Annotated in this window: 33 protein-coding genes; 1 reads left to right on the forward strand and 32 read right to left on the reverse strand. The window is 55.9% G+C overall.

Translation table 11 applies throughout. The features are described 5' to 3' along the window. Nucleotides 1-64: 64 nt before the first annotated feature. From VA597_RS01500 to VA597_RS01545, 10 genes are all read right to left on the reverse strand, one after another. On the reverse strand, nucleotides 65-1282 hold the full coding sequence (locus VA597_RS01500) for an iron-sulfur cluster carrier protein MrpORP (protein ID WP_326974955.1): 1218 nt from the start codon (nucleotides 1280-1282) through the stop codon (nucleotides 65-67). A gap of 13 nt (nucleotides 1283-1295) precedes the next feature. Then, the gene (locus tag VA597_RS01505; RefSeq protein WP_326974956.1) at nucleotides 1296-2126 is read right to left on the reverse strand and encodes an MBL fold metallo-hydrolase; all 831 of its coding nucleotides are present in this window, start codon (nucleotides 2124-2126) and stop codon (nucleotides 1296-1298) included. Next, the gene (locus tag VA597_RS01510) at nucleotides 2123-2998 is read right to left on the reverse strand and encodes an ATP-binding protein (RefSeq protein WP_326974957.1); all 876 of its coding nucleotides are present in this window, start codon (nucleotides 2996-2998) and stop codon (nucleotides 2123-2125) included. The genes VA597_RS01505 and VA597_RS01510 overlap by 4 nt, the downstream gene beginning before the upstream one ends. Beyond that, a complete protein-coding gene (locus tag VA597_RS01515) occupies nucleotides 2970-3851 on the reverse strand; it encodes an ATP-binding protein (RefSeq protein WP_326974958.1) in 882 nt (293 codons plus the stop codon). Before VA597_RS01515 ends, VA597_RS01510 begins: the two co-directional genes overlap by 29 nt. Further along, the gene (locus VA597_RS01520) at nucleotides 3841-4206 is read right to left on the reverse strand and encodes a NifB/NifX family molybdenum-iron cluster-binding protein (RefSeq protein ID WP_231086208.1); all 366 of its coding nucleotides are present in this window, start codon (nucleotides 4204-4206) and stop codon (nucleotides 3841-3843) included. Before VA597_RS01520 ends, VA597_RS01515 begins: the two co-directional genes overlap by 11 nt. Next, nucleotides 4181-4585, reverse strand: a complete 405-nt coding sequence (locus VA597_RS01525; protein ID WP_326974959.1) for a DUF134 domain-containing protein — start codon at nucleotides 4583-4585, stop codon at nucleotides 4181-4183. The genes VA597_RS01520 and VA597_RS01525 overlap by 26 nt, the downstream gene beginning before the upstream one ends. Before the next feature lie 61 nt (nucleotides 4586-4646). After that, nucleotides 4647-4925 (reverse strand): DUF5320 domain-containing protein, encoded by a 279-nt coding sequence (locus tag VA597_RS01530; protein WP_326974960.1) that lies wholly within the window; start codon nucleotides 4923-4925, stop codon nucleotides 4647-4649. A gap of 323 nt (nucleotides 4926-5248) precedes the next feature. Next, complete coding sequence (locus VA597_RS01535; protein WP_326974961.1) at nucleotides 5249-6214, reverse strand: GH25 family lysozyme; 966 nt, start codon at nucleotides 6212-6214, stop codon at nucleotides 5249-5251. A gap of 2 nt (nucleotides 6215-6216) precedes the next feature. After that, nucleotides 6217-6630: a phage holin family protein gene (locus VA597_RS01540; RefSeq protein ID WP_326974962.1), complete on the reverse strand. Its 414-nt coding sequence runs from the start codon at nucleotides 6628-6630 to the stop codon at nucleotides 6217-6219. 78 nt (nucleotides 6631-6708) lie between these two features. Beyond that, on the reverse strand, nucleotides 6709-8427 hold the full coding sequence (locus tag VA597_RS01545; RefSeq protein WP_326974963.1) for a hypothetical protein: 1719 nt from the start codon (nucleotides 8425-8427) through the stop codon (nucleotides 6709-6711). Between the two features lie 175 nt (nucleotides 8428-8602). On the opposite strand from VA597_RS01545, the gene VA597_RS01550 reads away from it, so the two are divergent. Next, nucleotides 8603-9685 (forward strand): helix-turn-helix domain-containing protein, encoded by a 1083-nt coding sequence (locus VA597_RS01550; protein ID WP_326974964.1) that lies wholly within the window; start codon nucleotides 8603-8605, stop codon nucleotides 9683-9685. 81 nt (nucleotides 9686-9766) lie between these two features. Here VA597_RS01550 and VA597_RS01555 read toward each other — a convergent pair whose 3' ends face one another. From VA597_RS01555 to VA597_RS01660, 22 genes are all read right to left on the reverse strand, one after another. Further along, a complete protein-coding gene (locus VA597_RS01555) occupies nucleotides 9767-10270 on the reverse strand; it encodes a hypothetical protein (protein WP_326974965.1) in 504 nt (167 codons plus the stop codon). Between the two features lie 4 nt (nucleotides 10271-10274). Continuing rightward, complete coding sequence (locus tag VA597_RS01560) at nucleotides 10275-11315, reverse strand: siphovirus ReqiPepy6 Gp37-like family protein (protein WP_326974966.1); 1041 nt, start codon at nucleotides 11313-11315, stop codon at nucleotides 10275-10277. A gap of 3 nt (nucleotides 11316-11318) precedes the next feature. After that, entirely contained in the window at nucleotides 11319-12173 is an 855-nt protein-coding gene (locus VA597_RS01565) for a phage tail family protein (RefSeq protein ID WP_326974967.1), read from the reverse strand. Between the two features lie 117 nt (nucleotides 12174-12290). Next, nucleotides 12291-14717, reverse strand: coding sequence for a phage tail protein (locus VA597_RS01570; RefSeq protein WP_326974968.1), 2427 nt, complete (start codon nucleotides 14715-14717; stop codon nucleotides 12291-12293). A gap of 17 nt (nucleotides 14718-14734) precedes the next feature. Continuing rightward, a complete protein-coding gene (locus VA597_RS01575; RefSeq protein WP_326974969.1) occupies nucleotides 14735-14896 on the reverse strand; it encodes a hypothetical protein in 162 nt (53 codons plus the stop codon). A 26-nt stretch (nucleotides 14897-14922) separates the two neighbouring features. After that, nucleotides 14923-15312 (reverse strand): hypothetical protein, encoded by a 390-nt coding sequence (locus tag VA597_RS01580; protein ID WP_326974970.1) that lies wholly within the window; start codon nucleotides 15310-15312, stop codon nucleotides 14923-14925. Between the two features lie 13 nt (nucleotides 15313-15325). After that, complete coding sequence (locus VA597_RS01585) at nucleotides 15326-15925, reverse strand: major tail protein (protein WP_326974971.1); 600 nt, start codon at nucleotides 15923-15925, stop codon at nucleotides 15326-15328. 3 nt (nucleotides 15926-15928) lie between these two features. Continuing rightward, on the reverse strand, nucleotides 15929-16267 hold the full coding sequence (locus VA597_RS01590; protein WP_326974972.1) for a hypothetical protein: 339 nt from the start codon (nucleotides 16265-16267) through the stop codon (nucleotides 15929-15931). Beyond that, a complete protein-coding gene (locus VA597_RS01595; protein WP_326974973.1) occupies nucleotides 16264-16698 on the reverse strand; it encodes an HK97-gp10 family putative phage morphogenesis protein in 435 nt (144 codons plus the stop codon). Before VA597_RS01595 ends, VA597_RS01590 begins: the two co-directional genes overlap by 4 nt. Before the next feature lies 1 nt (nucleotide 16699). Beyond that, nucleotides 16700-17035, reverse strand: coding sequence for a head-tail adaptor protein (locus VA597_RS01600; RefSeq protein WP_326974974.1), 336 nt, complete (start codon nucleotides 17033-17035; stop codon nucleotides 16700-16702). Nucleotides 17036-17061: 26 nt separating this feature from the next. Next, nucleotides 17062-17373, reverse strand: coding sequence for a head-tail connector protein (locus VA597_RS01605; protein WP_326974975.1), 312 nt, complete (start codon nucleotides 17371-17373; stop codon nucleotides 17062-17064). Nucleotides 17374-17394: 21 nt separating this feature from the next. Beyond that, nucleotides 17395-18591 carry a phage major capsid protein gene (locus VA597_RS01610; protein WP_442872795.1) on the reverse strand — a complete coding sequence of 399 codons (1197 nt, stop codon included), beginning with the start codon at nucleotides 18589-18591 and terminating at the stop codon, nucleotides 17395-17397. A 16-nt stretch (nucleotides 18592-18607) separates the two neighbouring features. Continuing rightward, nucleotides 18608-19357 (reverse strand): head maturation protease, ClpP-related, encoded by a 750-nt coding sequence (locus VA597_RS01615; RefSeq protein WP_326974977.1) that lies wholly within the window; start codon nucleotides 19355-19357, stop codon nucleotides 18608-18610. Next, entirely contained in the window at nucleotides 19317-20615 is a 1299-nt protein-coding gene (locus VA597_RS01620; protein ID WP_326974978.1) for a phage portal protein, read from the reverse strand. Before VA597_RS01620 ends, VA597_RS01615 begins: the two co-directional genes overlap by 41 nt. Nucleotides 20616-20632: 17 nt before the next feature. Next, nucleotides 20633-22234, reverse strand: a complete 1602-nt coding sequence (locus tag VA597_RS01625) for a terminase large subunit (RefSeq protein WP_326974979.1) — start codon at nucleotides 22232-22234, stop codon at nucleotides 20633-20635. Between the two features lie 90 nt (nucleotides 22235-22324). Next, nucleotides 22325-23080 (reverse strand): MerR family transcriptional regulator, encoded by a 756-nt coding sequence (locus VA597_RS01630; protein ID WP_326974980.1) that lies wholly within the window; start codon nucleotides 23078-23080, stop codon nucleotides 22325-22327. Between the two features lie 121 nt (nucleotides 23081-23201). Next, complete coding sequence (locus VA597_RS01635; protein WP_326974981.1) at nucleotides 23202-23444, reverse strand: DUF7678 domain-containing protein; 243 nt, start codon at nucleotides 23442-23444, stop codon at nucleotides 23202-23204. A 13-nt stretch (nucleotides 23445-23457) separates the two neighbouring features. Continuing rightward, nucleotides 23458-23625 (reverse strand): hypothetical protein, encoded by a 168-nt coding sequence (locus tag VA597_RS01640; RefSeq protein ID WP_326974982.1) that lies wholly within the window; start codon nucleotides 23623-23625, stop codon nucleotides 23458-23460. A 125-nt stretch (nucleotides 23626-23750) separates the two neighbouring features. Next, nucleotides 23751-23930, reverse strand: a complete 180-nt coding sequence (locus VA597_RS01645) for a DUF5049 domain-containing protein (RefSeq protein WP_326974983.1) — start codon at nucleotides 23928-23930, stop codon at nucleotides 23751-23753. Beyond that, nucleotides 23914-24309 (reverse strand): DUF4314 domain-containing protein, encoded by a 396-nt coding sequence (locus VA597_RS17700; protein ID WP_442872784.1) that lies wholly within the window; start codon nucleotides 24307-24309, stop codon nucleotides 23914-23916. Before VA597_RS17700 ends, VA597_RS01645 begins: the two co-directional genes overlap by 17 nt. Beyond that, on the reverse strand, nucleotides 24293-25027 hold the full coding sequence (locus VA597_RS01655) for a virulence protein (protein ID WP_326974984.1): 735 nt from the start codon (nucleotides 25025-25027) through the stop codon (nucleotides 24293-24295). Before VA597_RS01655 ends, VA597_RS17700 begins: the two co-directional genes overlap by 17 nt. Beyond that, nucleotides 25018-25302 carry a hypothetical protein gene (locus VA597_RS01660; protein ID WP_326974985.1) on the reverse strand — a complete coding sequence of 95 codons (285 nt, stop codon included), beginning with the start codon at nucleotides 25300-25302 and terminating at the stop codon, nucleotides 25018-25020. Before VA597_RS01660 ends, VA597_RS01655 begins: the two co-directional genes overlap by 10 nt. Between the last annotated feature and the right edge of the window lie 75 nt (nucleotides 25303-25377).

Here is a 25377-nt window from a genome sequence, read left to right on the forward strand (position 1 = left end):
AAGACATTCCCAACCGTCTTGCAGGAACAGGTCCGTAAATATATTGATATTCCGCCATCTTATTTTATTCGCACTCATCGTGGTGCTGATGCTCGTGGCAGACGCTGCCGGTGGATTTCAGTTCGCCTTTCAGGTAACGCTCCGCCGCCGTCCGCGCATCGCCGGAAGCGCCCGTCACGACCTCCACATCCCGCTCATTGAAAATATCCACAGCGCCCTGACCCATGCCGCCGCTGATGATGACCTTTACGTCCCGATCGGCGAGAAAGTTGGGCAGAAAGCCGGGCTTGTGGCCGGGATTGTCCACGGATTCCTCTTTCGTGATCTGATTGTTTTCCACGTCAAACAGCATGAAATTGACACAGTGACCAAAATGCTCCGTTACTTTTTTGCCTTCAGCGGCAACCGCGATTCTAAACATACTTTTTTCCTCCGATTCATTGAATGGATTGATTTGTCCTGCCAGTTTTTCACCAAAAGCATCGAACCAGCTTCCGTCAAACAGCTCGATCATCCCGGCATCGCAGGCGGCCGAAATCTTGGGGTCGATGGGGAGCTTTGCCAATACCTGCAGCCCGTGTTTTCCGGCAATCTCGTCAATATGGCTTTCTCCGAAAATTTTGTAGTCCTTCCCGTTGTCCGGGCACCGGAAATACGACATATTTTCCACCAGCCCCAGCACGGGGATTTTCATCATCTCCGCCATCTTCACTGCCTTGGAGACAATCATGGAAACCAGTTCCTGCGGCGAGGTGACAATGACGATGCCGTCTACGGGGATGGACTGGAATACCGTCAACGGCACATCGCCGGTTCCGGGCGGCATATCAATAAACAGAAAATCCAGGTCACCCCAAATCACGTCCGTCCAGAACTGCTTGACGGTGTTCCCAAGAATCGGGCCGCGCCAGATGACCGGGTCGGTATCGTTTTCCAAAAGCAGATTGACGGACATGATTTCAATTCCGGTCTTGCTTTGCTTCGGATACAGCCCCAATTCGCTTCCCTCGGCTTTTCCGCGGATACCGAAGGCTTTGGGAATGGACGGCCCCGTCACATCCGCGTCCAGTATGCCGACCTTGTATCCAAGCCGTTGCATCGTAACCGCCAGCATGGCGCTGACCGAGGATTTCCCCACACCGCCCTTTCCGCTGACGACGCCGATGACTTTTTTGACATGGCTCAGCGCATTAAGCGCCGCCCGGAAATCATGCTTTTCTTCCTTGCGGTCCGCGCAGTCCTCGCCGCAGCTTCCGCAGTTGTTGTCACAGTTTTCACTCATATTTTTTCACCTCTTACAAATTGATTGCCAGCCGGCTCCCGGCTGACAGATAACCAATGCGGGTTCCCATCACGGTCTTTAAGCGCTGATACGCTTCCTGCCCCGTACAGTGGCAGGTGCAGTACTGCGCGCCGGTTTGCAGAAGCTCCCGCGCCAGCGCATCCACCGCCTCCGGGGCTTCGCTCTTTCCCGTGCCGCGGCTGTGGAGATGGAAGCCGCCGATGACCACGTCCGGAAAGCGCCCGTAGTCCGATTCAAACATCCGGACAATGTTGAGGATTCCCCGGTGGGCGCAGCCGGCAATCAGAACGGCTCTTTTGTTCTGCCAAATGACCAGATTCTGCTCATGGGCAAACTCATCCGGCACAAAGGCTTCGCCTGACTTTTGGAACAGCTCCGCGTTGCCGGAGGGGACGGGCGTGATTTCCCGCACTTCCGAAAACAGTTCCAATTCCCCGTCAATCTTCTGATGCCCTTTGCAGAAAACAAAGCGTTCATTGGGCAAAAGCGCGGGGTCGAGACCGATATCGGCTTTTATGCCGCCAGGGCGATTGGAATAATGCGGCTCAAAGGCTTTTTCCTGCATATAGACCTTTGCCCGTTCGTTTTTCGCCAGAAAGGTTTTCAGCCCCCCGCCGTGGTCGTAATGGCCGTGGGACAATACGGCGACATCCACCGCAGACAGGTTGACACCCAGCTTTTCGGCGTTTTCCGCAAACAGCCCGCTCGCTCCGGTATCAAACAGCAGCCGGTGCCGGTTCGTTTCCACATACAGACTCAATCCATGTTCACATCCAAATTCGTCCGATGCTGCCGTGTTCTCCGACAAAACCTTTATCATCATATCGTTTCACCTCCCGAAAGCAAGTTCATGACTTTCCCGTAAACGCTCCGCACCGCCTGACCGGACGGGCAGTCTGCCTCCGCGATGCTTTTGCCGCTGTTGACGGCCTTCACCGCCTCCGGGTCAAAGGGAATGACGCCGGCAAAGGGAATCCTGTTTTCCCCGCAAAACGTTCGGATTTCCTCCGTTTTGGCAGGATTTACGTCCGCCTTGTTGACGCAGACCACCGTCTTTGTGCGGAACGTTTCCGCCGTTTTCACAATGCGCTCCATGTCGCTGATGCCGGAAAGGGACGGCTCCGCCACAATCAGCACCATGTCAACGCCGCTGATGGAAGCGATCACCGGGCAGCCGATGCCGGGGGAACCGTCAATCACCGCCAGCTCCGCATTTTCAGCGGCGGATGCCATCCGCTTTTTCACCTCGGTCACCAGCTTGCCGGAAGTGCCACTGCCCATCACAAGCTTAGCCGTAGAGAAAACGCGGGAATCTTCCCGGTACAGCGCCAATTCTCCTGCTATGGCGGATTCCATAGAAATCGCCCCCGTCTGGCAGACCGCCGCACAGACCCCGCAGCCCTCGCAGGCAGAGGGTTTCACACTAAATGGCGTTCCGGCTTTGATAGCGTCAAACCGGCAATGGGAAAGGCAATCCCCGCAGCCGATACATTTGTCGGAATCAATTCGGGCTTTCGGCATTCCGAAATAATCGGCGCGCTCAGGCGGGCGGCTCGGGTGGGAAATCAGATGCAGGTTGGGCGCGTCCACGTCGCAGTCGGCATAGGCTTTTGCCTTGGAAAGGAAGATAAATGCCCCGGCGACGGTGGTTTTTCCCGTGCCGCCCTTACCGCTGAGAATTAGAAGCTGCTTCATGCCGCGCCTCCTTTCCGATTTGCTCCAGCAGGGAGCCAAACAGCGCGTGGTACCGCTCGCTTTCCCGTGCGGCAATCCTGCCGTCCGAATTTAATGCACCCAGCTCGGCGTCAAATGGGATGCGACCGAGAATGGGAATCCGGTGTTCCGCACAGAATGCCTCCGAAGGGTTTTCCCCCGTCTGACATTTGTTGAGCACCGCGCCGAAGGGCTTATGAAACAGCGAAACCAATTCATAAACCATGGCCAGATTGTGCGCGCCGAAGATGGTAGGCTCCGCCACCAGAACGCAGAAATCCGCATCCTGAATGCTCTCCATCACGGCGCAGGCGCTGCCGGGGGGACAGTCGATGAAAACAGGGCGGTTCCCGCTCTTTGGGATTTTGCTCAGCAGCCGCTTAATGACCGCAATGCCGGAGGCTTCGCCAATATTGAGTTTCCCCGTAAACACGTTTACACCGCCCGATACACCGGAGGATACCGTTCCCACATCCTTGTCCGTTTCCCAGATGGCTTTGGCGGGGCAGAGCAGGGCGCACCCGCCACAGGAATGACAGACCTCGTCAAACAGCATGGGATGGTTTCCGGTAAAGGCCAGTGCGTGAAATGCGCAGAATTCCACGCATTTTCGGCAGGCAGTGCAAAGGGCCGCGTCAATTTGCGGGATTTTGACCGCAACGGTTTCCTCTTCTGCTGCTTCGGGCTTAAAAAACAGATGGCCGTTGGGTTCCTCCACGTCGCAGTCCAGATACACCGCGTCCCCGGCCGCCGCCGCGAGATTGACCGACACCAGCGTTTTCCCCGTGCCGCCCTTGCCGCTGAGCACCGCTACGGTCAGGGGCTTATCCGCCATGGCCGTGAAAGCCCGCGTGAAATTCGGAAAGCGGCGAAAGCTTTCCCGCAATCAGCGCATCAAGATTTTCCTGTGCCGTTCCGTCTGCGGAGCGGTAAACCTTGATTTTTGCGCCGCTTAGCACCTTTTCCGCGTTTTCTCCGCAGCGGGGTGTAATCAGAGCGTCCGCGCCGCTGTCCGCCAGAAGCTGCGCCGCGGCGATGCCCGCCCCTCCGGCGTTTTCCGCCGCGCTGTTTACAATCCACTGGCTCTCGCTTGTATCAGTATCATAGAGCAGGAAATACGGCGCGCGTCCAAAGGACGGGCATACGCCGGATTCCAATGTTTGCTCATTCATGGGAATCGTGATTTTCATAAGGTTCCTCCGTTTCTTTTTCCATATTTTCAAAGTGCCTGCCGCACCGGTGCCTGCGGCATCCGTTTCCGCCGCAGCCGTGCCCCTGCCCGTCACAGAGGCGGTATTCTCCGCCCTCGATTATGAGCGCCTTGCCGTTTACCAGCGACTGTGCCAGTTTCTTCCGGGCGCTGTCGTAAATGCCCTGCACCGTGGTGCGGGAAATATCCATCTGCGCAGCGCACTGCTCCTGGGTGAACCCTTCTACATCCATTAAGCGAATCGCTTCAAATTCGTCCACCGTCATGGTGACCGTGTCCTCCGCTTGCGCATCCAGCGGGCCGAAGCGGTTGTTTTCGGGCAGGCAGCAAACCCTTCTCCATTTTCTTGGCCTTGGCATTCTTTCACCTCGCTTAGAGACAGAAACAAACCGGAGCGTCCCCCGGTTGTTTCCGTCTGTTTTACAGACTTTCCAGCTGACGGTCAATGTCCGTAAGCCGGTTCTTCAGCGCGTTCTTCTGCTGCAAAAGCAAATCTTTGCGGTTCTCCGCCGGCAATTCATTCCCGGCAGAAAGCCACCGAAAGCCGCGGCCAAAGCCGCGCCTGCAGGCCATGCCCAGTCCAAGACCAAGCCCAAGACCTGCGCCTTTGATGAGTTTCCCTGTGCCGGCGCATGGCCCTAAGCCCCGTCCGGTCATGGTTCCGGCGCCCATAGGGCCGGTTCCGTTTCTTCCTGGCATATGATTCACCTCCTTATAGTTTCCGGCATATGTCGTTTATGATTCTCATTATAGCATATTTCGGGCATATGTCAATAACTTTTGAAAATTTTTTTATTTGACGTCGTGCCGGACTGAATGAGGGTGACTTTTTTTATCAGCCCAAAAGATTGCGTTCCGCCATAACGGAGATCTGTCTCAACAAAAATATAGGATTGAACTAATACAAAAGCTTTCTTCAATACCCACTGGAGATAAGCAACGCCTTTTGAGGAAGATAAGCATAAAAAAACAGCCCCTCACCATCCGAAAGTGGACAGCGAGGGGCTGACTGGCAGACATATTCACTTTTTCGGGATTTTCAGCTTCTGTCCAGTATAGATGGTGTCCGAGGACAGGCCGTTCAGCGTCTTGATTTCCTTATACCGCACGCCGCTGCCGAGCTTTTTGGAAGCGATGCCCCAGAGCGTGTCGCCCTTGACCACGGTGTAGGTTTCATAGGCTGCCGTAGTTGAAGCGCTTTTCCCGGAAAGAATCTCGTTAACCTTTGCCTGCACAGCGGCGTAGTCATATCCGGCGGCGGTCAGGCAGTTTTTTCGCTCCGCGCCGTTGCCCCAATCCCCGCGGATGACCTCGGCGGCAAGTTCATCAACGGATTTCGTGTGGGTTGCAGCGGCACTCCCTTTACTCCAGCCGTTAAAGCCGCCGTTCTTGATGATGGACGGATAATCGATATATCCATAGTCCATATCCACATTGCCCTTGATGCCATCGACCTTGCCAGTGGAAGAATACTGCCAGATACCGTATTCGCCGGAGTAGGTGCATTTGTCGGCGTACTGCGCTACCCAGTGGGAATAGGCCTTGAGCTTGCTGTCGTCCATGCGCTCCTGAAAACCGGAGACAGCAGAGCCGTAGATACCGACAAAGTATCCGGCGGCCTCCATTGTCTCACAGAAAGCGATGGCGGCTTCCGTAATACCGGCTTTGGCAGAAGCAGGCTGCGCTTCGTTATCCATGTAGACAGGATACTCCAGCTGCTTGCCCTTCAGGATTTTGATGAAGCGTTCTGCATCAACTTTTCCTGCAGCGGCAGTAACGCAGTCCTTGCCGACAAAATAATATGCGCCGATAGGGATGCCTGCTGTCTTGGCTCCCGTATAGTTTGCTTCCCATTTGCTGTCGGTGTAAAAGCCTGCGTCAGAGCCTCCGGCTTTGATGATGGCAAACTTGATGCCTGCCGCTTTGACCCTGTCCCAGTCAATCGTTCCCTGCCAGTGGGATACGTCAATTCCTTTGATTCCTGCCATAGTTATTGTTCCTCCTCATCATTGCGGTCGTGAAGCTGTTCCAGAACCGCCTTCAGTTTTTCGGGGATGGGAAGTCCCAGATGCCCCGTGTTTTCCAGAATGGACACACCTTCGTTGGACAGATAAAAAAAGATAACCGCCGTGCGCACCGCGCCGCCGTCGCCCAGCACCTGGCTGTCAATGATGTTTCCAACGCCCACCAGCGCGAAAATCAGCACCTTGCGGGAGATGCCCTTAAAGCCGATTTCGCTGGAAAGCTTTTTGTCGGCAATCGCGCACAGCACGCCTGTCAGATAGTCGAGGACGACAAACGCCAGCAGTGCGTAGAGAAAGCCGTCCCACCCGCCGAGGAACCAGCCGAGTGCGCCGCCGACAGCCACCAGCGCGGCCTGAATCCAGACCCAGATTTCCTTCATATCGATACCTCCTGTTTTCATTTTTTTGTATGAAAAAAGCGCTCCCGCGCAAAGCGGAAACGCTTGAATTTGTGAGTGTTACAGCGACAGAATCAGTTCGGCAAGCTGGTTCATCACCACCGCCCGGGGTCTGCCCGTGCCGAGTTCTTCCCAGTCCGGCTCCGGAACGGCGAAGCCCGAATCGGTGCTGTACTGGTTGATGAGCGTAATGACCGGCTCCACGGCTGAGCGGATCTCCAGAATGTGCAGCGGCCAGTTCTTCACTTCCGTTCTGCCCGCTGTGATTTCCTCGCTCCATGAAACCGGCGCAAGGCCGTAGTAGTTTCGCACGATGTTGATGGCGGTGCGAAGCGCCGTGATATGGCTTGCTTTGACCTTGGTTTCATTGGCCGAAATCTCCTCAAACGGAGAAGCCAGCACCGTAAACGAGCGGGAAACCTCCGCACTGGGCGCTTCAAAGTCCGTGTTCACGCACCGCACCGTGAGTGTCTTTACTCCCGCCGTCTGTGATTCAGCCTTGAACATCACCGCCGCACTGCCGCCGACCGCGCCGCTGGGGGAAAAGAGGGACGGATTGTTCACACCATCCTGCCAGCTTCCCGTGCCGATTTTCACCTGCGCCACCTGCTCATTCGGCTGTGCGCCGGTGGTCAGCAGCACGCGGGGATTCGGATTGTAGGTAGCAGAGCCGTTTTTCGGCGCTGCGATTGCCGGCTCGTCGCAGGCGGCCGCCACGCAGAGAATGGTGTTGGACACCTGCTCGGCGGAATAGACGTCCAGCGTGTCAATGGTCCACAGGCCGTATTTCGTGTAGGTGCCGGGCGTGGTGGAAGCCGCCGCCGTGCGCGTACCGGAGGACGCCGACAAATTGAAGGTTTCCAGCACATTCCACGATGTCCATGTCGAACCGTCGGTGGAGGTTTTGCTTGCCAGCATGTAGCCTTTGATGGGACTGGTGCCGCCGGACGCGCCGCTCCATGTCAGGGTAATCGGCCCTTCGCTGTAAACAGAGGGAGACGCCGTCAAAACGGACGCTTTTTCGGGCGGCGTGTTTTTCCGCACAGAATTGGAGGAAACTGTCCAGCCCGAATAATAGCCCGAGCCGGCCGCGCCCTGCGTCCGTATCCGAAACCGACGGTAACTGCCCCTTGTGGCGTGCGGCGAAACCGACAGACTTCCGGAGGAAGCCGATGTACTGACGGTAGTCAGCGCCGTCCAGCTTCCCCAGTCGGCGTTGTTGGAGGAATCGCTGTACTGGATTTCAAAGCCGGTAATGGCGTTGTTCGTCCCGGCGGAAGCGCCGCTCCACGAGAGCGCGGCATTTCCTTCCACCACCGTCGGGGAAACGGAACAGGAGGTAGGCGCTCCGCAGGCGGTGGTCAGAAGCGCCGAGCTGGTTACGGTGTAGGAGGAGTTGTCAATTACCCCAGAACTCAGCGACATACGCCCATCCGACACCACCCGGAAGCGCACACCCTGCGCGGCATTGCCGGTGGTGGACGAACAGGTCACCGTCACGTAGCGGTAACGGGGCGTGGTGCCGTCCCAGTTGTCGTTGTCGGCCGCCTTGATGCGCACCTGCCCGGACGAGCCGTTGACGGTGATGGTGCATAAAAGCGCGTAGCCGCTGTGGATGTACGAACCGGACGAACCCAGCGCCGCCGCAATGGTAAAGTTGTAGGTCATCTGGCTGTTGTTCGGCCGGCTTTTCGTATAGGTGATGGTGTAGTGAACCGTGGGGCCGCTGCCCGCGTTCAGGGTTACGCCGTTGATATCCGCCACTTTAAATTCCCCCATTTCATGAAGATAACAGATGTTTTCGTATAGCTACAGAATATCAAATGGTTTAATTATTCAACTGAATGTTGAAATAAAGGCGTGAAAATTCAAATATGCTTCCATTGCGGCCCTTCCGGGTATCGGGTATACTGATACTCAGGAAGGGCCTTTCTCAAGAAAGCGAGGAATCAGAATGGAATTATTGATTGGGAAAAACATTCAGAATAAAAGAAAAGCCATGGGGATGACGCAGGATCAGCTTGCCACGGCGCTCGGCGTGTCCATCGCAGCCGTGTCGAAATGGGAAACGGGCGGCGCGTATCCGGACATTACCCTGCTCGCCCCGATTGCCCGGCTGCTCGATGTCACGGTTGACGACCTGCTGGGCTTCGAGCCGCAGCTGTCGGAGGATCAGGTCATGGAACTCTGCGGTCGGTGCACAAAACTGTTTGAATCCTCCGATTATGAAAGTGCGGTTTCTCTTGCCGAGCAAAGCATCCGGGAATACCCAAACAGCGCATTTTTAAAGCTGCGAATGGGCAGTGTTTTCATGATGCACACGCCATGCGCGCGAACAGAGGACGAAGCGACCCATTTATTAGGCCGCGCGGAATCTCTGATGCGGGAGGCGTCCGGAAGCGAGAACATTAAAATCCGCGAGACTGCGCTGTCCGGTCTGAGCGCCCTTTTAATGCAGCAGAAACGGTACGAGGAAGCGTTGAAGGCGCTCGACGGTATCCACAGTCCGGAAATCGAACCAAATCAGATGAAGGTATCCATCTACTACGCCATGGGGGATTACGAAAAGTCAAAACAGGTGGCACAGTATCTGCTTGCCACGCACGCGTTCGGCTGCAATATCGCGCTCCACACGCTTGCCAATTTTGCAAAGAAGAAGAAAGATTATCCGCTTGCGCTGCGGATGGAAAACCTAAACCTGCAGCTTTCCAAGATGTTTGACCGGGATCGGATTTACGGTCAGGATTTGAATCATTACCTGATGATTGCGCAATGCCACGCGGAGCAGAAGCAGGAGCGGGAGACGCTGGACGCGCTGAAAGCATTTTTGAAGTGCGCCCAGATGCCCGCGGATCATGATGCGGTTAAGGCAAGCCCGTTTTTCGACAGCATCGAGATGAGCGAAACACTTCAATCAAAAAGCTATTTGAATCACTGCGCCCGTGAGATGATAAACGGAAACTCGGCATTCGATTTTTTGTGGAGAAATCCGGAGTATCAGGAAATTCTTTCGGCGCTGGAACAGCTTCCGGGATAAAAGTCTAAAAAAGCAGGTGAACCATTTGAACTATGGCTAACCTGCTTTTTTGCAGACTTTACAAAAGAACTGTATGTACCCTCATTCATAAACCGCCGTAATCAGCGAATTGACCGTGCCGCACAAAGATGTGTCCAGCCGCCGGTCGGTGATGTCCCCGGCGGCAAGGCTGACTGCGCCTGCCGCGACGGCAATATCCGCCAGCGCCAGTTCATAGATGTTGTCGCTCCGGGTCAGCGATGGAGCAGAGGGAGAAGCCGCCGCCGTTCCCGTCAGCACCGCCGCGGAAATTTGGCGCGCCACCGCGTCCCAGCGGACAACCACTCGGTCGATACGGGGGTTCACGCCGTCCGCCGCCGCAAGCGTCAGGTTCAGCGTTTCGGTATTCTCATAAGCATAGCCGTTGATCCACGCGCTGCCGGCGAGAGTATTCACCGACAGCCCGCCGCCCGGCGTCACGCGCAGATTGTCGGCGTTTGTGTAGAAGATGCCGTTGGACACCAGCTTTGCAAAATATCCCGTGAAGTCGGATGCGTCGTACATCCGGTCGCCGCTTGTGCTGTTAAAAAATCCGCTTTTCTCCATCGTATCACCCTTCCTGTTTTAATTTTTGAGCCAGCGTGAGCACGCCCTTGCCGAACGTGATGTCCAGACTCTGCCCGGTGCTGTCATAGCTTTCCTCAATCTCCGTAATGCGGGTGGCAAGCGTCACACTCCATTTCTTTGACACCACCTTCACGCTTTGTCCAAGGTCGAAATCCGTGCCGTAGGTCAGATTGCCGTGGGGATTGACGGACGCGTCAAAGGACTGCGCCATTGCAAGCTCGCTCAGCCTGCTCTGCCCCTGAAAGAGCAAGGCGGCGGTGTACTCGTCCCCGAAATCCTCAGAGCGCAGGCTTTTGGCGTCCACGAATACCTCCCGGCGTTCGGTGCCCTCGCTTTCCCCGTACACGGCAAAGACGCGCTCCACGCCTTCGCCCTCACCGCCGATCAGCGCCACGTTGGCATAGTCCGATGCGCTTTTGGTAAAGGTCTGGGACGTGAGATTTTCATACTCCCACGAGAACACCGCCTGTGATTCTGCACCTTTGTACAGCGTGATGGTGAAGATTCCACCTGCCGGACTGAACACCGCCTTGATGCCGGCGTCCGCCGCTTCGCACAGGCCGGTTACCGCATCCATGAGATTCTTGTAAGAAATCTGGGTGCTGACCGGGTCCGCCAGCCCTCCGCCGTCGTAGGCGATAAAGTCCATCCGCCGGTCGGTATTGCCCGGGCTGATAAGGTGGTTGTTCACCAACTGCCCCGCGCAGTTGGCGAGGGTGCCGTTTAGAATTTCCGTGTCCCATACGATGCGCCGGGCGAGATAGGAAACGGCGAACCGTCCGCTGACGGTGATGAGTTCTTTTTCGTCCTGCGAGATTTCCACATATTCAATCACGCCGGCTTCCTCGCCGCCGCTTTTCCAAAGAAGATTCCCCAGCGTCAGCAGAGCGAGGTTTTCCGCCGTGGCGATGGCCTTGAGTTCAAAGCTCCCGCACCGGGAATACCGTCTTGTCCAGCGCAGATATTCAAAGGACTCCACCACGCCGGCGGGCCGGCGGTTCGCGTCAAAAACATACAGTTCCATCAATCACACCCCTAAATACTGCGGGCGGTAGTACAGGCTGACCTCCAGCAGTTCCTTGCCCGCCGCTGCGTCATAGCGCAAGGTGGTTTCCCCCGGCGAAAGCTGCAGGAAGGTCGAGCCGGTGTCCAGCAGACTGAACACGCTGATTTCCCCGCCGCTCTGCACCCGCACCACCCGCTTGCCCGCAAAATGGGTGTAGACGCGGATTTCCTCCCCGGCGGTCAGGACGGTGTTCAGACGGACATATTCGCCAGTGGAAACGTCCATCAGTTCGGGATTTGTTACTTCACCCAGCGCCCGGAACACGATTCGGCATCCGCAGGACACGTCCCCGGGATTTTCCACCGTGATAATCTGGCTGGGCTGGCGGGAGCCGAATTCCACGCCTTCCTCTGGGATTTCCAGCACGAAATGAAAGAGCGGCGTCCAGCGTGCCAGCTCCGCGCGGATTTCCGACAGCGCCTCGAAAAAGGGAGAGGGGCACAACAGACTGACGAAAAAGCCCGGCGTGCGCTCCCTGCCGGAGGCGGTGAACCCGGCTTCCTCCACCACGCAGGCAATCTGCCGGCTCCGGTAGGTCAGCGTGCCAGTTTGCTTTGGTGTGAAGATCTTCAAAAACTGCCTGCGGTACTCGTAGGCTTTGTTTGGTGTCCCCGCCGCAATCGTGCCTTCAATGGTAATATTCCGCATATCCAGCGCGGAGGAAATGAAAAAAGCGCCGTCCTGCTGGGGCGCTTGGAAGGTATTGACGGTCTGGCGGACGTTCCCCACGCCGTCGAGCTTCGTCAGAAAGAACGGCTTTGCCTGCCGGAGCGTCAGCTTGCCGCCCGTTTCGTTGGTATAGGTCAGTTCCATCATTATTTCATTTCCTCCATCAGATGCTCGGAGTTTGTGGCGTCAGACACAAACTCTTGAAAATAGCGGTGCGGCTTGCCGCAGGAGGAGCTGTGCTCCGACAGCTATTTTTCCCTCCTCTTAAAATTCCAGCGCCAGCTTGCGCGAAAGGTTCTTAAATTCCCGGGCAAGCTCCTTTTCGGACAGCGCCTTAGGGCTGACCACCGAGATGTTCTGCGTGATGCTTGTTCCCGCGGAAATGCTTCGCCCGGACGCGCCGGCGTTTACGGAAAAACCGGTGGGGATGGCGTTTTGCATCTCACGGGAGACGGAAGCCATAGCATCCTCGAACCCCACGCCGATACCTTCGCCCATGTTTCGACCAAGGCCGGCGAACAGCGTCGAGGGTGAATGGATGCCGAAGAAGTCCTTGATGCGGTCCACAATGCCGCCGAAGAAGCCGCTGATTTTGTTCCACAGCCATGTGCCGGCGTCCGAAATGCCCTGCCACAAGCCCTTGATGAGGTTGCCACCCACCTGCGCCATCTGTCCAATGTAGCCGGTGAACGTCCGGACAATCCCCGCCACAATCTGGGGTACCGCCTTGACGATTTCCACGATGATGGACGGCAGATTGGCAATCAGCGACACCAGCAGCTTGACGCCTGCCGTGATGATTTTCCCGGTGTTCCCGGCGAAGGCGCTCGACAGCGCGGCGACAATCTGCGGGATGGCGGAAACCACCGTCGTGATGATGAGCGGCAGATTCTGAATCAGCGCGATAAGGAGTTTCACGCCCGCATCCACAATGAGGGGGATGGAGAGAATCAGCGCGTTCACAAGGCCGTCCACAATCTGGGGAATCGCCGCCGTCACCGCTTCGATAATCTGCGGCAGGGCGGCCACCAGAGAGGTCAGAAGCTGAATGCCGGCCTCGATAATCTGCGGAATGGAGCCAATGAGGAAATTCATCAGCGCGGTGATGATGGCAGGGAGCGCCGCCACCAGCTGCGGAATGGCGTTGAGAAGACCCTGTGCCAGACCGAGGATAAGCTGCAGCGCCGCTTCCAGCAGCATCGGGAGATTATCAATCAGCCCCTGCACGATGGTAGTCACGGCGTTTACCGCCGCGGGAATCAGCTGTGGGAGCGCATTTCCGATGCCTTCCACTAAAGCCGTCACCAGCTGTACCGCCGCATCAATGAGCAAGGGCAGATTATCAATCAGTGCGCCTACAATAGTCAGCACCGCGTCCACCGCCGCCGGAATCAGCTCAGGCAAAAGACTGAGGAGTGTTTCGAGCACCTGTGTAAACAGGTCGACCACCGTGGACAGCAGCGTGGGGAGCAGTTCCCCCACCGCCTGCAGAATGCCGTCCAAAGCGGCAGGCAGGGCGGCGACGATGTTCTCAATCACCGGCGTGATGTTTTTGACCACGTTTTGAAACGCTTCCACCACGTTGCCGATCAGCAACTGGATATCCGCGTCCGCGTCGCCCAGCCCCGCCGTCAGGTTGCCGATGGCCGACTGCATCCCGGCGATGGAGCCGCTGATGGTCTCGGTCGCTTCCTTGGCGGTCGTGCCGGTGATGCCCATTTCCGTCTGGACCACATGGATGGCCGCATACACGTCATTCAGATTGCTGATATCGTATTTCTGCCCGGACAGCTTTTCGGCGTCGGCAAGCAGCCGCTCCATCTCGGTTTTCGTGCCGCCGTAGCCGAGCTTGAGGTTGTCGAGCATCGTGTAATTCTGCTTGGCAAAGCCTTGATAGGCGTCCTGAATGGAGGAAATGCTTGTGCCCATTTTGTTGGCGTTGTCCGCCATATCGGTAATCGCCGTATCCGCCGCCTTTGCCGCTTTGGCGGTGTCGCCGCCGAGGGACTGAATGAGGCTGGCCGAAAAGCTGGTGACCGTTTCCATGTACTCGTTGGCGGACATGCCGGCGGTTTGGAAGGCGTTGGCGGCATAGCTCTGAACAGCCGCGCTGGAATCTTTGAACAGCGTGTCCACGCCGCCCACCAGCTGCTCGTAATCCGCATAAGCGGCGACGACTTCCTTGCCGAGCTTGACGGCGGCGACACCTGCGGCGACCACGACCGCGCCCATCGCCACGCCGACGCCTTTGAGGACGCCACTCAGCTTTTCAAACTTGGAGCCGGACTTTTCCGCCTCGTCGCCGCTTTCCTTGAGTTCATTCCCCAAATTATCCGCGCCCTCGGTGGATTCTGACAGCTCGCGCTCCATGCCGTTCAGCTCCGCCTGCGCCTTGTTCAGCTGAATCTGCCAGTTCTGGGTGCGGCGGTCGTTTTCGCCGAAGGAGTCGGAGGCGTTTTGCAGGGCGGCGCGCAGGGTTTCAATTTTCGCCTTCTGTGCGTCAATCTGCTTATTGAGGACTTCATTCCGGGCGGCGGCCGCCTGCACGGATTTGTCCTGCTTGTCAAACTGGCTGGTGACCAGCGTCATTTCCGAGCCGAGAACCTTGAAGCTTTGGTTGATGTCCGAGAGCGCTTTTTTAAATTCCTTTTCGCCCTCCACGCCGATTTTTAAGCCAAAATTATCCGCCATCTGCCTCTCACCTCCCTTCAAATCCCCGGCGGGATGATATCGTCAATGGAAAAGGTCCGTTTCGGCTTTTCCATGCCGAGAAATTGTTTGTGACAGGCCCATAAATCCAGAAACAGCCCGATGGGCATCAGCCAGAATTCCTCCGCGCCCATGCCCATCTGCACTGTTCCGTAATACAAAAGTCGGGTAAACAGCTCTTCTGTGTTTACCCGACTTCCGCGTTTTTTGAGGAGGTTTCCTCCTCGCTTTCCACATTCCGCGCCGTTCCCTTGAACATCGCCTCGGTGATGGCGTTTTTGTATGCCGCCAAATCCAGCGGCGAGGTCAGCAGTTCCACGTCCTCTTCAGTCAGCAGTTCCTGCGGCGCGTCCTTGTTTTTGAGGTTGTGGATGAGGATGGACTGGTTCGCCAGCAGGGTAAGAAGCCAGACAATCTCATCCAGCGCCATCTCGAAATTCTCGGACTTCATCAGCTTTTCCCCAAGGTTCTCCAGCCCGCCGTAGCGGCGCGCGATTTCCTTGGTGGCGCGGGTGGTGAGAATCAGTTCATACACTTTTCCGCCGATTGTAATTACGGCACTTCGTTCGTTTTCCATGCGTCAGCCCTCCTTATTCGCCTGCCGGCGCTTCGGTATAGGTGGGTTCGTACACCTGCCCGAACCAACCGGAAATGGTTTCGGTCGTCACACCAGAAGCGCCCTCGGAAACCTCCGCTTTCCACGGGTGCGTTCCCTTGGCGTCCGGCTTGTTGCGGCGCATGACCGTGCCTTCAATGCTGGGCGTTTGAAAGGTGATGGAGTCGCCTTTGGTCTGCAGGTTGGTAGACGGGATGCCGAAAATGACGCGGTACAGCCAGAAGTACCGGTACTTGCCGTTTGCACGCAGGGCGCGGAAGCCGATCGCCACCGGCGGAGCGATGTTCTCGCCCGCTGAAATCAGTACGCCGTTGTCGTCCGCCAAAGCGCCGGTGAGATTCTGCGCCGCGGTGATGCCGATATCGTCCACGCCCAGCGTCAGCTTGCCGGACTTGAAGTCCTTGACCACCTCCGACGCGCCGTCATCGGCATAAAGAGTCGCCTCGGCAAGCTCCACGGACAGTTCCGCCGAGATGGCCTTTGCGAGAATTTCCGGGGTATCATAGGTTTCCTCACCGTCCTCGGCTTCGGTGATTTTTGCGTAATAGAGCTTATCCATTCCAATGGTAGCCATGTATTATTCCTCCGTTTCATAAGACTGCGCGATGTCAATCGCATAGTGGTGATAACCGGTATCATCCTCATGCCCGACATAGGTGCGTGCCGTGATGGTAAAGCCGGCGTTCAAAAGCGCCTGTGTAATCTGTCGTTTTCGCAGAAGATAATTGCCCTTGGAAAAGAGCGAAATGCGTACCTCGGACACATCCATCAGCGGCGTGTTGTCGCCGAACAGGGAGAAATCATCCGTCAGCGGCGTCAGCACCAGATATTCATCGGGCGGGATACCGGAAAAAACGCCCGTTTCCACCGGGAGAATGGGCGAAAGAATCGTATTGAGTTCCGAAAGCACGCTCATATTTTCCGTACCTCCTCATCCAGCTTTGATTTCATCGTTTCGATGCAGGCCTTGCGGCTCTGGGTTTTGGCCGGCTTTAAAAAGGGCTTGGGCGGCTGACCGTGTTTGCCGTACTCGAGAATATTGGCAATCTTGGCGTTGCTGCCGCCGCCCGAGCGCGGCTCGGAAAAGCCGACCTTGATGTCCCAGCCGGAGCCGTCCCGCTTTGGTTTGGCGGGCGAAAGCCCCAGCGCGCTTTCCAGTTCGCCGGTGGAGCGGCTCGGAATTTTCGTGCCTTTGCCGATGACAGCGGAGAGGTTGGACTTTACCCGCTCCAGCACCACCTGCCCGCCGGCTTCCAGCACACGGGGCAGGATTTCGTCCGTCTTTTCATTCAGTTGGGAAACTTTCAGAAGAAAATCCTCCGGCATCTTTAATGAACAGCGTCCCATATTAGTTCATACTCCCTTCCATCAGCTCGCACAGGCATTCGACATACATCCCGCGCCCGCGCACGTCCTCCGCGCTGGTAATGTGGTAGCGCTTCTCCTCGCAGACGATAAAGAGAGCCGGACTGACCTCGACGCCGGGGATTTTACGGAAGCGGAACAGCACGGACGCTTCGGAAAAGACCGCCATGTTTGCCCAGCGCTCCGAGCCGTTGCGGTCCTCTTTGTAGGCACGGACGGAAGCAACTATATGGTCACCGTTGATAACAAAGCCGTCCGCGTCCTTGACAGGCGCGTTGGAGATGAGGTCGATAAAGCTGTTCATTTTTCCAAAAGACAATTCAAACACTCCTTATCTGCGATGTTTTAAATTTTCCAATCCCGGTCAAGCCGCAAAAGCAGATTGACCGTATCCCACACCTGCCGGCCCGCCTGCACGGAATCGGCAAAAAAGCCGCCGGTGGAGCCGTCACGGCTTTCATAAAAATGGCTTGCCAGCATGATGACCGCCTGCTCGGTGGTTGCCGGCATCGTGTTTTCCGTGTAGAACCCCTCCGGGATATGCTGATAGCTTTCGGCATAACGGACGGCGGCGGTGATGTACATCTGCAGAAGTTCGTCGTCTTGTGTATGCGAGAGAATCAGATTGGCTTTGACTTTTTCAAGCAGGGTGTCCATTCCCGCCGCCTCCTTCCTTGATTATGAGCCTGCCTTCATTTGCAGAAGCTGTATGCCTTCCGTCAGAATCACCTTGCCGTCCACGCGCTCCGTAGCCACATAGCCGATCTGACCGTTGGTGGCATACAGTTCGTTCAGACGCTGAACGGTACGGCCTGCGCGGTCGCCGATCCAATAGTTCTTGAAATCGCCGAACGCCACGGTATAGGCGCCTGCCGCAATTGCCGGCGCGTAAGGAGAGGTGTATAAATCGTAGCCGAGCAGCTTGTCAGGTTCATCCGCCTGCAGGGAGGGCTGCCACAGATACACGCCGTTGCTGTCCTTCAGCTTGCGGATGGCGGAAATGGTCGCGTCGTTCATGAGGAAATTGGCGTTTCTGCGGTACGGGGATTTCAGCGCATACACGAGGCTGATCAACTCGTCCGCCGTGATGGCGTTCTGCGCCGCCGCAGTCACACCGACTGCACCGCCGTTTTCGGTAAAGATCCCTGTGGGCTGGTTCGTTCCGGTGCCCACGCAGAAGGCTTCTTCCTCGGCGATGCCGAAGGCTCTGGCAAATTCATTCATGAGGTATTCTTCAATATCAAATGCGGAATCCTGCAGAAGCTCCACGCTGACGCGGCAGAGGTCGGTCAGCTTGAAGGCGTCAATCTGTTTCTGCCCGAAGGTCGGATTGCTCTCGGTGTAGGCGGCGTTCTCCGCCGTCCACTGCGCGGTGGAGTGGCCTGTGGCAATGGGAATCTTGCGTTCGTGCTGTGTGGTGATGACCTTGGCGAGGGAGCGGATTACGTTCTCTGCTGTAAGGGCGGTGACAATCTGGGCTTCAAATTCCTCCGGCACCAGATAGCCGCCGTCCGCGTCCACACCCTCGGACAGGACGTTGTGCAGCTGGATTTTGCCGCGCAGGTGGCGGTCAAAGTCCTCTTTGTAGGCGTCGGAGGCTCTGCCGGCTTTCTCCGGCTTGAGGGACGCGGTGCGTTCGGGTGCTTCAGTAATAGGGCTGTTCACAGGCTTGTTCAGTTCCGCTTCGATGGCGTCCCGGCGCTCCATGCGCTTGATTTCGTTGGTGAGGCTGTCCAGGTCATGCTCCATCTTGGTATAGGCAGCGTCATCCTCCGCGGAAAGCACGCCCATTTCGTTCCTGTGGGTATCGAGGAAACCCTCCATCGTATTCCACAGCTTGGCTCTTTTGTTTCTCATTTCGGTAATCGTCATGATAAAAATCCTCCTTGCTTTACAGCAGTTTTTTGTAAAGGGACGCCTTCAGTTCCTCGACCGGGCGCCCTTTGGGTTGTTTTTCCGGCCTGCAGAACGCTTTGCCGGAAAGCTTATTCATGAGGGTGCGTTCCACCGCTGAGGCGGAGAACGCATATCCCTCGGTGTCCGCTGTGGATCCGCGCTTTTCATCCGTCAGGATATCGTCCGCAAAGCCGAGTTCAATGGCCTTTTTGGCGTTCATCCAGGTGGTATCGTCCATCATGTGAGAAAGCTGTGCGTGGGAAAGCCCCGTCTTGATTTCATAGGCGTTGATGATACTTTCCTTGACTTCGGAGAGCATATCAATTGCCTTTGCCATGTCGGCATGGTCGCCGAATGCCATCGTCGCCGGGTTGTGGATCATCATCAGGGCGGTGGGCGCCATCAGCACCTGCGTTCCCGCCATGGCAATCACCGATGCCGCGCTTGCCGCGATGCCGTCGATTTTGACCGTGACCTCGTGCGGATAATCCATGAGCATGGTGTAAATCTGGCTGGCGGCAATGCAGTCTCCGCCGGGCGAATTGATCCAGATGGTGATGGGCCCGCTTCCCGCAAAAAGCTCTTCCTTGAACATTGCCGGCGTGATATCGTCATCGAACCAGCTTTCGTCCGCAATGGTGCCGTCAAGATATAGGGTGCGGATACCGGTGTTTTCGTCATTGTCCCAGTCCCAGAAATGCGTTTTATCGCGTGCCCGGGCGGGACTTCGCTTTGTTTTGTCCATCTGAGGTTTCCTCCGTTTCTGCTGAAGTTGTATTGGCGAAAGCGCCGGCATCGGCAAGCTTGGTCATGGCGCCGTTGATGAGGTATAAATCGCCGCCTTGTTCTGCGGGGATGCGGTCGAGGTTCTCCAGTTCCCGGATATCGTTTGCCGACATCCAGCCGTTCTGCCTTGCCGTCGCGTAGCCGTTCATGCGGCTGGCATAGTCGCCGCGGAGCAGGCCCTCCACATTGAATTTCACGAAATAGGCTTTCTTTTCATCGGGAGTCAGGAGTCGCCGCTGAATGGACTGCTCCCAGCGAATCACCCACGGGTCCAGCGTATACTTCACAAACTCCAGACTCTGCTGTTCAATGTTGGAGAAGCTGGACTTTTCCAGGTCGCCCACCATATGCGGCGGCACACGGAAAATACGTGCAATCTCGTTGATCTGGAACTTGCGTGTTTCCAGAAACTGCGCCTGCTCCGGTGAAATGGAGATGGGCGTGTATTTCATGCCTTCCTCCAGCACGGCGATCTTGTTGCTGTTTGCCGAGCCGCCGAAGGTCTGCTGCCAGCTTTCACGCACCTTGCTGGGGTCTTTGATGGTGCCGGGATGCTCCAGGACACCGCTCGGCGCCGCGCCGTTGGCGAAGAACTTGCTGCCGTATTCCTCTGTGGCAATCGCAAGCCCGATGGCGTTCTTTGCCATCGCGATGGGCGAATAGCCCACCAGCCCGTCAAAGCCAAGCCCGGGGATATGCAGCACATCGGAAGGCTGAAGAATCACCGTACTGCCTTTCATGGTCTGCGCCTCATCGGAGGACCGCTGGTACTGGTAATACAGCTGTCCGTTCGTGTCCCGGTTGACCGTCATTTTATTCGGCATCAGCGGATACAGGGCAATGACCTGTCCTTTGCCGTTGCGGATAACCTGGGCATAGGCGTTTCCCCATAACAAAAGATGAGTCATCAGCGTTTCACGGAATACGAATGAACTCATCTCCGGATTCGGCTCGTCATGGAGCAGAAGGTATAACGGATGGCCGATGGCTTTTTCCTTGCCGCCGTCCTCCTTGTAACGATAGAGGTGGAGGGGAAGCCCCGCAATCGCCTCCGACAGGATGCGCACGCAGGCATACACCGCCGTCATCTGCATGGCGGAGCGCTCGGTCACCAGCTTGCCGGAGGAAGAACCGCCGAGATAAAAGGCATAGCTGCTGCCCGGGGTTCTGTTTTCCGGCTTATCCCTTGAGCGGAATAAGCCGCTGAAGATTCCCATAAAAATCATGCTCCTTCCTAAAACACCAGAAGTCCTCTGGTGTCGTATACGCTCTCGCCCGTATCATTGCCGCAGCGGATGGCACGATCCAGCGCCATAATCGTGGCGACCGCACCGTCAATCTTCTCGGTTGATTTTTCCTTATCCGCCTTGATGTTGCCGGCGGGGTCGGTGCGGATGAAGATGTTATCCATGTTCCATCTAAGAACAGGGTTACCGCCGTGGGCGATTTTTTCTTCCAGCACCAACTTCATCAGTTCCTTGGTGGGCGGGGACATATCCTTGAAGCCCTGCCCGAACGGAATAACCGTAAAGCCCATGCCCTCAAGGTTCTGCACCATCTGCACAGCGCCCCAGCGGTCAAAGGCAATCTCCCGGATATTGAAGCGCTCTCCGAGCCGCTCAATAAAGTTCTCAATGTAGCCGTAATGCACCACATTGCCCTCCGTCGTCATGATCAGTCCCTGCCGCTCCCATAAGTCATAGGGAACGTGGTCCCGGCGGACACGCAGAGCGACCGTTTCCTCCGGGATCCAGAAATATGGGAGAACGCTGTATTTGTCCGCTTCATCCTGCGGTGGGAATACCAGAACGAAAGCCGTAATATCCGTTGTACTGGAGAGGTCAAGCCCGCCGTAGCAGACGCGCCCTTCAAGACTTTCCTCATCGACTGGGAACGCGCAGGCATCCCACTTGTCCATCGGCATCCAGCGCACCGACTGTTTCACCCACTGATTGAGCCTTAGCTGTCGGAACGCGTTTTCCTCGCCGGGATTCTGCTTTGCGGAATCGCAGGCGGCTTTCACCTTGTCGATTCCGACCGTGATGCCGAGGGAGGGGTTGGCTTTCTTCCAGACTTCCGGATCCGTCCAGTCCTCATCCTCCGCCGCTCCGTAAATCACGGAATAGAAGGTGGGGTCTACCTTGCGCCCCGCCTGGATGTCCAGGGCTTTCTGATGCACCTCATAGCAGATGGAATTTGTATCATTGCCCGCCGTCGTAATCAGAAAATACAGCGGCTGCATCCTTGCGTCGCCGGAGCCCTGCAGCATGACGTCAAACAGCTTTCTGTTGGGCTGAGTGTGCAGTTCATCGAATATCACGCCGTGGGTGTTGAAACCGTGCTTGTTCGCCACATCCGCCGAAAGCACCTGGTAGAAGCTGTTGGTTGGCTTATACACCAGTTTCTTCTGCGATTCCAGTATCTTCACGCGCTTGGCAAGCGCCGGACAAAAACGAACCATATCCACGGCAACATCAAATACGATTTTCGCCTGATTTCGGTCGGAGGCACAGCCGTACACCTCGGCGCGCTCCTCGCCGTCCCCGCAGGTGAGGAGCAGTGCAACCGCAGCCGCCAGTTCCGATTTGCCCTGTTTCTTCGGTATCTCGATGTATGCCGTGTTGAACTGCCGGTAGCCGTTCTTTTTCAAAATGCCGAAGATGTCCCTTACAATCTGCTCCTGCCAGTCAATGAGTTCAAATGGCTTTCCCGCCCATGTGCCTTTTGTGTGGCAGAGGGATTCAATGAACAGGACGGCATAATCCGCGGCTTTTTCATCGTAGCGCGAGGTTTTTGCCATGAATCTGGTAGGCTTGTATTTTTTCAGCTTTCGCACGGCGCACCGCCTCCTTTCCGTAAAAATGCGCACAAAAAAGGCGGCGGACTGTTTTGTCCGTCACCTTTTGGCTGAACGATTTTGTTGATGCTACGCGCAGAAAATCTGTACCGCATCCCTTAAAAACACGGCGCATCCGGGCGCGATGGCGTCATAATACGCGGTGAACCGCGGGTCGTCTACATACATCTGCGCAACGCCCATGTGCGCTTCTTTGCTGTAATGGTCCCAGTAAAAACTAAGCCACTTTTTGTGGAGCGCGCAGGCTTTCTGTGCCAGTTCGCCGCCGGGGTCGCCCTGCTCGAAGGCCGCCTGCAGGGTGTTGTTCAGTTCCTGCGTCAGGGTTTCCAGTTCGCCGTACTGCTCTTTCGTCATGTTCTTGAGTTTGGCGTTCGAACGGCCGACGGCTTCGTCCCCGTATTTTTCCCGGATTTCCCCGCCGTATTTTTGCTCGTTGTCCAAAATCAGCTTTTCCTTGAAGCCCTCGAATTTTTCCTCATCTGTCATTTCCGTTTCTCCTTTCATTGCCGAAATGCTTTTCTGTACATTGCCGATCAGTCGGTCCAGCCGGGTGCGTTTCTCCCGCAGAGCGGCGAGATGGTTCTGCAGAGCGGACAGTCCGTCAAAGTCCTTCTCCGCCAAAATGCGCTCGATTTCCGAGAGTTCTACGCCCAGTTCCCGGTAGAATAAAATCTGCTGGAGCCGGTTTACTTCCGTTTCCCCGTAAATCCGGTACCCGTTGGAGCGCACGGCCTTGGGCGGGAGCAGGCCGCACTGGTCATAATAGCGAAGCGTCCGGGTGCTGACGCCTGCCAGTTTTGCAAGCTGGTTGATGGTGTATTCCATTGACGTTTCCTCCTTGAATCTTATTGTAAACTATGACGTAACGTCAATGTCAATACCTTTTTGAAAAATATTTTGAAACGAGAGACAGCCCCGTATGGGGTGTCCTCGGCTGTTTTCGTGGTTAGTTGTACTTTTCAAGGATGGCGGCGTATACCGCCTTGATCTCGTAGTCGTCAGGACAATGCACGTCCCAGCCCCTGTCGTAGTTCACGACGTCGTGGCTGTTGTTCAGCTTGCGGATGGTGAGTTTGCTTATTTTGCCGCCGTCGATGCCGAACGCCTCGCTCGGCTCTTCGTAGTGCTTTACCCAGTATTTGTACCTATTGCCCGTTGCCGGGCCTGTGAGAATGCCTTCGCTCCACATGGCCGCGTCCTCCTTACGGTTTCTCGGTCAGCTTCCCGTCGACCAGAATGTAGCGGTGCTCCCGTCCGGTTTCGTCCGCCGCAATGATGCGCATCTCACCGCTTTCAAAGGCGTTGTATGCTTTGATAAAGCGCCAGCCTTCGCCAAGCTGTTCTCGAATCATCTGCCTGTAATCCATCATGGGTTCCTCCCTGAAAAAGTGTTGTGTGCCTTTCGGCATGTACATATATCACTCTGAACGCCCGGAATAGCAAGTCATTTCCGAGAAATATATGTGCCGGATATCCGCTGCGGAAATTGTGTATATTACTCCTCCCCGCCAGTCAGAATGAAACGGACATATTCCTTCCGGTGTTCCTCTAGCCATGTAACCAGTTCGTAAAAATCACGCTCATAGGCAAGTCTCTGCACCATGTTCACATCGAACATATTTGTAAGCCCCGTGTCGCGGATTTCGAGTATCTGCTCCTTAATCGTCTGCGTCATCGCTGCACACCTCCAGTCCCGATACCAGCTTGGTGTAGATGGTGGTATAGCGTTCGCATTCCGCACCTTCCGAGCCTGCGACAGCCTCAAGGAAAAAATCGGCGGCTTCCTTGCGGGAATCCCATACCTTTTTCTCCCTGCAGCAGATAGTCGTGACGGTATTGAGCTTCTTTACGACATCCTCGCCGTAGACCACGTTCAGACCGCTGCCGTTGTCCCATCGCATGAGGAGAGAACCGGTGTCATCCACGCCCATAACCGTGCCTTTTGTGCCGGCGGGCGGGGCCTGCACATCGTCCATTTTAATAAGTTCCACGCGGGTGCCTGCGGGATATTCTTTGCGCACACGGTCGACAATTTCTTTACTCGGAAAGCGCATGGTCAGCACCTCCATTTTTAAACGCTGAGGAACCCGTGAGGTTTTTCAGCAGGATTTTTCGTTCTGATTTGTATTCCGTTCCGATGAATCCCAGCCGGAGGAGAAAACAGCGGAATGCGTACTTCTCGTTGGTGACCTCTTTTTCTGTGGCAGTCACACGCTTGGCGTGCCTTGCCATTTCGCAAAGCGCCGCAACAAGGTGGGTATATGCCTTTACAGAATCCCCATCCGTCTGTGCGAACCAGGGGAAGGACACCTGCTCATCGGATACTTCAATCCGAAGGCTGTCTGTTCCGAGCGCCTTTTTCAGCAAAGCGGATTTGGAAGCCACAATTCTTTTTAGGTTCTCAATGGCCGTATCCGAAAGGGTATCTCTCGGAACCGTCACTGTAAGCCCCGACGTTTCGCCCTGCGGCGCATTTCCTGCGGCTTCGTCCGCTCTTTCGGATATGTTCCCGTCCTCTGTTTCTGCGGCAGTGTCGGGCAGCCTTTCGGCAGTAAAGCCCTTGTACGCAAGGGAGTGGAGGAGAGCTTCAACATCAGCGCCGCATTGCCGCTCATCAAAGGAAACCGTTCCGCTTTTGTCAACATTAAAAGCGCCGATACGATAGGCCGCGCTCGGCATTCCACAGTATTTCGGCTTCATTTCTAAAATTTCTCCGATTGCCGTGACCAGTGCTTTTCGCTCCGCGCCGGTTACGTTGAAGCTTATTTCCATTTTCCATCCCTCCATCCAAGTAAAAATTGCACCGCGTCGGAAAATCCGGCACGGTAATAGCAGTTTGTCGTTTCACCGTCAACCAGTGAATACGCATCCTCCAATTTCACAAACGTTTTTGCTTGTTCGGGGGTGAGCATGGATTTGAGTGTGCGCACCGCCTGCTCAAACTGCTGATAAGCTTCCTGCAGGCTGTCACTGCCGCGCATTCCGCAGTCGGCAATCCGCTGTGCCATGAAACTTTCCACTGCTTTTTCAAAACTTTCGTTTTGCATGAACGTTACCACCTTTCTATTTGGTAGTAACATATATCACTCTAAAAGCACGGAATAGCAAGCGTTTTTCGCACA

Origin of the sequence: Caproicibacter sp. BJN0012, assembly GCF_035986805.1 — a bacterium.
Classification (GTDB): Bacteria; Bacillota; Clostridia; order Oscillospirales; family Acutalibacteraceae; genus Caproicibacter.